This window comes from Glaciimonas sp. Gout2, from assembly GCF_035018905.1.
Taxonomy (GTDB): Bacteria; Pseudomonadota; Gammaproteobacteria; order Burkholderiales; family Burkholderiaceae_D; genus Glaciimonas.
In genome coordinates this window covers 48,923-57,492 of record NZ_JASJXA010000030.1, presented here as the reverse complement: position 1 = coordinate 57,492, position 8,570 = coordinate 48,923, and the positions used below count along the sequence as shown (strand labels likewise).

The 8,570-nt window shown below is 47.3% G+C and carries 5 protein-coding genes; 1 reads left to right on the top strand and 4 read right to left on the bottom strand.

Going from position 1 to position 8,570, the window contains the following annotated elements; translation table 11 throughout:
* Positions 1 to 4,075 (bottom strand): hypothetical protein (locus QN379_RS17725; RefSeq protein ID WP_323507189.1); only part of this gene is annotated, 4,075 nt, incomplete at its 3' end.
* Between the two features lie 607 nt (positions 4,076 to 4,682).
* Positions 4,683 to 5,411 carry a glutathione S-transferase gene (locus QN379_RS17720; protein ID WP_322239432.1) on the bottom strand — a complete coding sequence of 243 codons (729 nt, stop codon included), beginning with the start codon at positions 5,409 to 5,411 and terminating at the stop codon, positions 4,683 to 4,685.
* Between the two features lie 123 nt (positions 5,412 to 5,534).
* Here QN379_RS17720 and QN379_RS17715 point away from each other — a divergent pair, with 123 nt between their 5' ends.
* On the top strand, positions 5,535 to 6,479 hold the full coding sequence (locus QN379_RS17715; protein ID WP_322239430.1) for a hypothetical protein: 945 nt from the start codon (positions 5,535 to 5,537) through the stop codon (positions 6,477 to 6,479).
* A gap of 26 nt (positions 6,480 to 6,505) precedes the next feature.
* Here QN379_RS17715 and QN379_RS17710 read toward each other — a convergent pair whose 3' ends face one another.
* Both QN379_RS17710 and QN379_RS17705 read right to left on the bottom strand, forming a co-directional pair.
* On the bottom strand, positions 6,506 to 7,444 hold the full coding sequence (locus QN379_RS17710; protein WP_322239428.1) for a LysR substrate-binding domain-containing protein: 939 nt from the start codon (positions 7,442 to 7,444) through the stop codon (positions 6,506 to 6,508).
* An 89-nt stretch (positions 7,445 to 7,533) separates the two neighbouring features.
* The gene (locus tag QN379_RS17705; RefSeq protein WP_322239427.1) at positions 7,534 to 8,457 is read right to left on the bottom strand and encodes a DedA family protein/thiosulfate sulfurtransferase GlpE; all 924 of its coding nucleotides are present in this window, start codon (positions 8,455 to 8,457) and stop codon (positions 7,534 to 7,536) included.
* Between the last annotated feature and the right edge of the window lie 113 nt (positions 8,458 to 8,570).

Sequence of the window (8,570 nt, the reverse complement as noted above, 5' to 3'; positions counted from 1 at the left end):
CCGATATACCTCTCGCATGTATCTCGAATGTCCAGTCTTCAGCCTTAGTAAACTTTGTGGTTAAAACGGGACCTATAACCACTTTCCATAAGCGGGTTGTGGCTTTTTGTTGTGGTATGAGGAAGTCAGTTTTGTATTCATTACTTAACCGATTCAACGTAACTACTTTTTTAAGATAAACCTCTTTCAGTTCACTATAGGATCGCTGGCTCTCGCAGAGTTTCAGGTTCGTCTCGCAGATATCGTTTAACGCCGATTCCTGACCTCCAAAATCTTCAAACGATGCACGTTTTAAATGGTCCTGCACGCCTTTCCAAAAATTTGACAGGCGCAATAAACTTTTTGCCGGTACGGTATCAGTTCCCCATTGCAACGTCTTCATTTGGCTCATTATGCGCAGCCATGTTGATCTTTCTCTACGGATAAGGAGGGCTATGGTGGAAAAGTGTAGTTCCAGTTCAGGATTAGTGTGGAACACATTTTGAATTTTTTCAGCATCGCGAAGTATTTCAAGTCGCAGCAGTGGGCGTTCATAAAACGGACGCGTTTCAATGTCTAATGCAACCAGCTCATTGATCGCTTGTCTACGCATGGATTCGGATGGCAGAGGAGAAATATACGCGGCCGGCGAACTACAGCTTGCTTGCAAACTGACGGGTGGCGCTCGTTTCACTCGGCATTGCTTTTCATCGAATTTTTCAGTGGTAAGTTCTTCGAGTGCATCATTTCGGTCCGGGCCAGAGCGATACTGGATTCTGCCTTCCTTATCATGAAAGCTGAAAATAAATTGATCGCGGTTAAAATGATCAACGTACATCGTGGATGTCGACCAACCTTCTGGTAGGTTAAACCCCTGTTCTATTGCCGCGTTAAAAGAAGTAATAGTCTTGGGAAGTTCGCTCATGGGTGTAATCAAATGATTGTTCGTTACGTACCAATTAGCGCCGTCATATTTCATATCAAGACGTAAGTCTTCCGGTATGCCCTTTCCCAAAATACCCTCTCCCTTAATACGACGTTCTCCACTGGGCTCGGATTGTTCTTCGAGTAAATAGAATCCGCCCTCAAGTTTGATATATTCACGGTCTCCTACGCTGTAGATACCATGCTTTGCCTGCACAGGCGGATGATCAAAGAAACTCTGGTATTTGATCTGGCGCACGCTGTTGAGACGTTTGTTGTTGTATAACATGCCGGCTACATCTGCTGAGGATGAGGGTTGGGGAAATTTACGCATAAATGTGGATAAAACTTGCGGATCTTGATCGAGCAGATGTTCATATGACTTCAACCATTGATCGGTTTGCAATTCCAATATTTGTTTTGGCTCATTCCAGAGGTAACTCACTTTTTTTTCTGAATTAGCTAACCCCATGACGATATATATTTGCCCACCCTCAGACTTTTGTATAAGGCCTTTCGGGGCCAAGTTGCGCGGCACCCTGAGGGTGTTTCCCCGAACTGAAATCTTGTTAGGGAGCGTTACGATTTTAGCTGGTGTAGTGTCAATAAATTCGGAAATCCCAGTTCTAAACTGTAAGTCCTTTGGTTTCATCGCCATATGAGTACTTGCCGCAAGCTTTCTTCTCTCCTGCTTCAGATCCACTTTTGAGCCGGTTTCGGGCGCTTGTTTTGCCAGATGCGTTGTAATCTTGGATTCCGCAAATTCGTCTGAAATTCTGAAGTTAAAAGGAGGGCGAACAGAGGGAATCAGATAACTTGCCTGCTCTGCTCTGACCATCCCGGTGAAACAAAATAAGGCATCCGTCCCTATTGCCATTCCTTGCTCCGCGAGACCCTCGTCGGTATTTGCGGGCAGTGCGATCATTTCAGCTGTGTCAAGGACGGCAATTACGCAACTTCCCTCTGGAATCATTCCAATAAGGAATTTTCCGAATGCATAAATTGTAGAATGGAGGTTTCCGGTTACGGTTGTCGATGGTGGTTTCTCCGCTGACGCATCGATAAATCTTTTATGTATCGATGGTGGGAAGTTGTACAACCCACTCAAGGCGATGGCGATTTCATCTGGATTTGTTCCAAATGTAAAGATAGATGAAGTCTCAAAGCTAATCTGGCTGGACGGCTGGAACCGGACGCCGCTGGTAAAGGTGGCATGATGGTCATTCACGTACCTTGTTACATCGCCCGCTATTTGTTTCGTAATTCTGGAAACAACCGGGGAGCTCCAGGAGCGCTCCTCTGAAAATAAATAATATTCGGAAGACCCCGTGCTGTGTGTGGATCCGGTTCCGACAATAAATCCAGATGTTGCAGTAAGTGTGGCTTTATAAGAGGCGTTATCGTCTTCGGCTTTATATAAAATCACTTCGGGTACAAATACTTCTAGTCGACCCTCACTACTTGAGCGGATAAGATTTTCTTGATCGGTTTGTGGCAAATGCTCAATGCCGAATTTGTATAAATGAAATTTACTTAACTCAAGTTCATTTAGCGCACTCCTGGACTGCTGTTCGTGAAATGTATCGTTATTGAACCGTTCGGCTGCACATAATAAGAACGCATTCTCTTTAATTTTGACTTCCTGCAAGAGCCGAATTTTGGTTAGTACAGGCGCCATCAGAGAAGATAGTCCGGCTTTCATACGTTCAGCGGGACTCTTTAAGGGCTCACCAGGCGCATTTGCCGGAAGCGAATTGTAAAAGCGTATCAGGGCAGCGCCGGTAGTCGATGGCCATGCTTGAGGAGAAAGATTAATCAAGCTATGCAGGCCCACCTCACGCAGAACGGCGGGCGTGAGGGCGTGGCTGGTTTTTGCTGGAAATTGATGAATGAATCCGGCCCCAATGCTCATTAATGTGCCGTCACGACTATGATAGGAAGTCTGGCCAAAGTCAGGATGCTGAATGTTAAGTTCCGCGCTAAGCAACGGATCCATATCCACCAATGTCGCCTCGGTAAACCAATTTACCAGCGTATCCAATCGGTGACGCTCCGTCGCAGTCAGTGAAAGCCCGGGAAGCGCCAGCCTCCTGAGCACTAACCCTCTTATTTGAGTAGCCAATTTAGGCAATTTATCCAAGGTGGGATTAGCGTGTAGATCCCAGTCTACAATGCTGTGTATGAAATCTCTTAAGGTTCGAGCGCCCAATGTTTCATTTATTTCTGCTAAAGCATTAAAGAATAGCTTCGTGGCTGCTTCTTTTAATTCTGTCTGCGGCCTAACCGTTTGCGGTTGCACAATGTCACTCAACCAGACCCTGCTGCCAGCGGGAGCGCGCTGGAGCTGCGTCGCATACTTCAATATCGCGTACTCATATTGATCAACCGTTACCTCCTTCCCCCACTCGCGCCGAATTAAAGGTGCGAACGCGACCAGAAGCTGCTTAACATCGACTATATTATTACGGGTGTACTCGAGTGCTAGACCCTTTAATCGTTCGTCTTGCGGAACATTCGGTAGCCAGTGGTGATAAGCGTTGATACCGCTAAATATTGCTGCTGAGGTATTTAAAGAAGTTGTCTCAGCATCGGCGGTAAGGGCGGCCCAGAAAGTTTTAGGAGTAGGCTTAGGTTCTTGATCAGCTACGTGCCAATATCTTTCCCGGTTATGTTCAGGAACACTTGCGCCGACGCCCTGTATACCTCCCTTGGGTAACGCTGGCAGGCTGTCATATACATATTTTCCACATTCTAAAAGGCCGTTCCCGATGTCTGCTAACGTGGGTATATTTGACGGTGTGACTGCAGCCGTATCATTGTTCCGGCTTTTGATGGGTGCCGTTAGCTTCAGGTCTTCAGTGGTCGTCGGTAAGATAGGAAAACGCGTTCCCGTCTGTTTACAATAAGCTGAAAATAATAGCGATGGTTTACATGCATTTGCTATCAGTACAATGGCTAGCGCCAATCCTGTTTTATTGATAGGTCCTTCCGCAGCGCATGAGCTAAGGCAAGAAACGTCGCCAGGATTCCCGTAAAATTGCGCGTAACCATCTCGCAGTGCGGCCATTTCCACTTGTTCATTTTCTTCATTTATTTTTTCATTTTTAATTTCCGTATTAATGCGTTGTCTGCGGGTTTCCCTGGGCGCTTTTGCATGATGCGACAATTTCACTTTGTGTTGTGAGGCATCAACACCATTGCAGTTTGTGACCCGAGTGCTAAATGTCGAACGGGCGCCGGCAGTTAAAGCCGGCGCGTGAGCTGCGGAATTCGCGGGGGGCGGTGACGTTGAGAGACGGGAGGTGATAGGGCCCATGGGCATCCTTTGATGATGTTATTGACAGGTAACGACGAGCGACCAAGATGCTGCGAAACACCGACTTAGCTGGGGATGTTTCCGGTTATAGTTTTGGTTGTCAATCGTGCATTTATTGATGCGAAGCCGTCTAACATGGCTGGGTGACAGTTAAGAAAAGATATAAATTGAAACTAAGGATATAAATTGAAGGTAAGACAAGCTAGTTGTTGCCTTGTACGCGCTAAAGCTTTCAAATTCACGCCCTGTGGACGCTACCAATAGCAACTAAATAAGTACGGTATCGTATTTATTTAATTGCGTTGGTTTCTCTAAATTATCACTAAGCTTTTCTTCTGTCGCTAGGACTAGAACGAAAGTTTAGTTCTCATATGTGGGGTATTAGGTGGTGGCGTGGTCGCGTTATATTAGGACGCTCAGCCGTACTAAACGCTGTTATTCTTGATGGGTACTGCGTGTGCGCTCAGCTATCCAATTCAGGGTAGCGGCGAAAAATCCCTTGCTGGTTAAACGCCAGCCGTCTTGATGAGGCCAGGTATCGTGCTATCCGCGGCTGTGAAGCGACTAATTTGTACAATGCTATCAAACAGGGATAATCGGGTTCAAGTCTTTTCATGGTTTTTGGAAATGCATATCGCAATCCTGCGACTATCTGAAACATTGACAGGTCCACATAAGATAACGCGTCGCCGATTAAGTGTTTGTCACTTTTTGGGTTGCTGACGATAATCGACTCAAAGTAATCCAAAAATTTCGGTAGCCTTGCACCAGTGAAGTCAGTTGCGCGCAGTAATGCTTCAGGCTTTTGATCTTTGTAATACAGGCCACTGGCGACAGGGTGATGGGTATCGTGCACTTCGGTGACCAGATCGGCGATGGTGAGTTGTAGCTGATGGGCCCAGAGGTGCGTTGCTTCATCTTCAGGAACTAAATGTAGACGTGGGCCCAAAAACAAAAGGATGTTTGCAGTTTGCCCAATGAATATATCGCCAGATTGTAAGAACGGCGGGGCGAACGAGGGTAACGGATTGACGCCATTTTCCATCAAACGCAGCATCGCCGCCACGCCCATCCCGCTTCGCTCCGATCGACGTGCTACGTCTGTATAGGTCGCCCCGGATTGCTCTAACGCGAGTCGAATAAATTCTCCGCGCCCTTGAATCGTCGGCCAGTAATATAGTTTATAACGCATGCCTTAACTATAGCCGGAAGATATTGGACAAGGCAAGGTCAAACAATCGTAGGTTATTAGAACCTACTGTTGAGTGACAGTATTTCAGCAGATAAATTCTGCACGCAGTAAGATATAAGAAGGATGAATACTTTAGTTAAAAAATATTCAACAAGGCGGATGTTGCGCTGTTTAGCTATCTGCATGCTATTAATTGGTGCGGGATCCGCTGTTGCCGCAGGAATAGTCAAGCCAGAAGTAGTGGAATCGCTTTCACCCGTAACCCTACGCGCCAGATATGCCGATTTGCGCGGACAACTTAGTCATAATCAGTTTAATAGGCCGTTATATCTCGACTCTACCGAGTCTTCCAGTCATTTGAAGGGTGATATTTACGTATTAGTGGATTACCCATTTTCTACCGTCAATATAGCGCTCAATGATCCGTCGCATTGGTGTGACGTGTTAACGCTGCATCTTAATATCAAATATTGTCATGCTTCTGCAGATAAAAGTGGCGACGCGCTGCTGGTTAGCGTTGGGACAAAATACGATAAGCCACTTTCTCAAGCTTTTGATGTCACATTTTCGTACAGCGTAGCTGCGAAGACACCAGATTATTTTGCTGTGCGTCTTCATGCAAAAAACGGTCCCCTTAGTACGAGTGACTACCATATACAACTTGAAGCAGCATCGCTTCAGGAAGGTAAAACTTTTCTGCATCTGACGTATTCATACGCTTACAGCTTCGCAGGGCGTTTAGCTATGCAAAGTTATCTCGCAACAATCGGTCGAGATAAAGTCGGGTTCACCATCCAAAATGGTACGAGTAAGCAATTGCATGCAAGCCCGGATTATATCGGCGGCGTGCGTGGCCTGGTGGAGCGTAATACGATGCGCTATTACCTCGCCATTGATTCCTACCTCTCCGCATTTTCTGCGCCACCCGCCGCGCAGCGTGAAATGCGGCTGCAAAGTTGGTTTACTTCTACCGAACAATATGCGAAACAGTTACATGAAATGGATCGTGCTACCTATCTTGAGATCAAGCATAGTGAGTATCAGCGTCAGCAGAAGCCATCGTCATAAAAGATCAATTGCGTTTTCGATGTGGATTAATGTATTCCCTGAATCATGCGATTGATTAGGCGCGGCATTACATCTGGTTGCTGCATGCGTTCTACCCACCACGCCAGCGCAGCACCATTCTCACCGGTTCGCCAAGCCAGATAAAACTGTTCATCCTGTCTCGGTTCTTCCACTTCTTTGGCGATTAACTGACCCGAAGCAAGCGCTGCACGCGCGCACGGTTCTGGCAAAAAACCAAAGCCGATCCCGGCAACTTGTAATGCGAACTTACTCTGCATATCGGGTACTGTTAAGGTATTTTGTCCCAGCAAAAGTCCGACAGTGCGCGCCGCCATTTTTCTGGCAGAATCGGCCACCGTAATGGCGCGATAAGGGTGCATGTCGGCTTTTCCTAAAGGGTGCGTTACTTGTGCAAGAGGATGGTTTGGCGCGACGGCAAAGACGAATGAAAGACTTCCCATCGGCTCGGCAATGTAGCCGCCACCAGCTGGGCCTTCACCCGGCGCTGCAATGAGCAGGTCGACACGACGATCAAGTAGTGCTTCCCACGTGCCATCCAGCGATTCTCGTGCAATGCGCAGCCGCGTATGATCAGCGACTTCATAGAATGCGGCGATATCAGTCACCAGTGCGGTTGCCAGCGCTCCGCCTGAAAATAGTGAATCCAACCCGATGGTGAGTTCAGTTTCCCAGCCGGACGCCACGCGTCTGACGCGATGTTGAAGGTCTTCTGCGGCCTTTAAAATATAGCGGCCTTCTTTTAGAAGTTCAGCACCAGCTAAGGTTAATGTGACTTTTGGTCCACGTCTCTCAAATACTTGTACGCCTAAGTCCTGTTCCAGTTTGGCGACTGTGTAGGAAATTGTCGAGGGAACGCGATGTAAGGCAATGCCCGCTGCTGAGAATGAACCACGCCTGTCAATTGCATCCAAAATTTGTAACGCATCAAGGCTTAATCTAAGCATGCCAACTTTCGTGGGGGAAAATAGTTCGACACCTTTGGTATTTCATCGCAATACCGCCAGCGCTACAACCATGTTGTCTTAGTTCGGTGTCAGGTTTCGACAGGATAACCAGCAGCAACCCACGCATCGATACCGCCAGTCAGGGGCCGTACCTTTTTATAACCACGTTGCATCAATTGTTTGGCGACCGCTGCCGCCGATGCTTCATTAGGACACGCACAATAGACGATGATTTCCTGATCGGTCGTCGCATCGAGGGTGAAGGTATTGATCTGTTGTAATGAGGTGATGACTGCACCAGGAATCCAACCCTGCTGTTGCGCCAAAGGCGTTCTGACATCAACAATCGCCGGTTTTATACCTTGCTGCAGTAATCGTTCTAATTCCGCCACCGAAATACGCGCCATCAGTAATGACTTCATAAAACGTTTGCGTTGCCACCATTTCCCCACGACAAAAATGGCAACTCCAGCAAGGATGATCGCTAAACCGGTTTCACCCAACTCTTCTAGCAGAAGCAATAACTGGTCGATTGTCGTGCTAAAGCGCGAACCAAGGAAAATTGCCAGACCGGCCCACAAGGCCACACCAGCCCCGTCAAAGAGCAGAAAAGTTGGGCGACGGGTCCCGATCGTACCGGCCAATGCGCTGGCGATTGAGGCGAAGCCAGGAATAAATTTGGCAATTAGCAATGAGGGCGGACCCCATCGTGCATAAATCGCCTCCGTTTGCCGTACGCAGGAATCTGGCGACAGCGAAACGCGGCATAACATTCCCATCACTTTTCTGCCGTAGCGTTGTCCTGTCAGATACCAGCCATAGTCAGCAATTAATGCCGCCAATACTGCCGTGAGTAACAACATTGTAGTTGAATATTCACCACCGCTGGCTAGTGCGCCAGTGATGATCAACGTCGGATATGCTGGCAGCGGCACGCCTAACTGTGAGAGTAAGACATTAAAAAAAACAATAATCAGACCGTATTGCTCGATCAGTTGGAGCAGGTAAGACATTTAATCTCCAGTGCAACGACTGTGTTTGGTGATGTGTTCATGGGTTTGACTGGAGATGGTTGGTATTGAGCCCCTATTTTACTGCTTGCTCATGTTTAGCATGGTTTGTTATG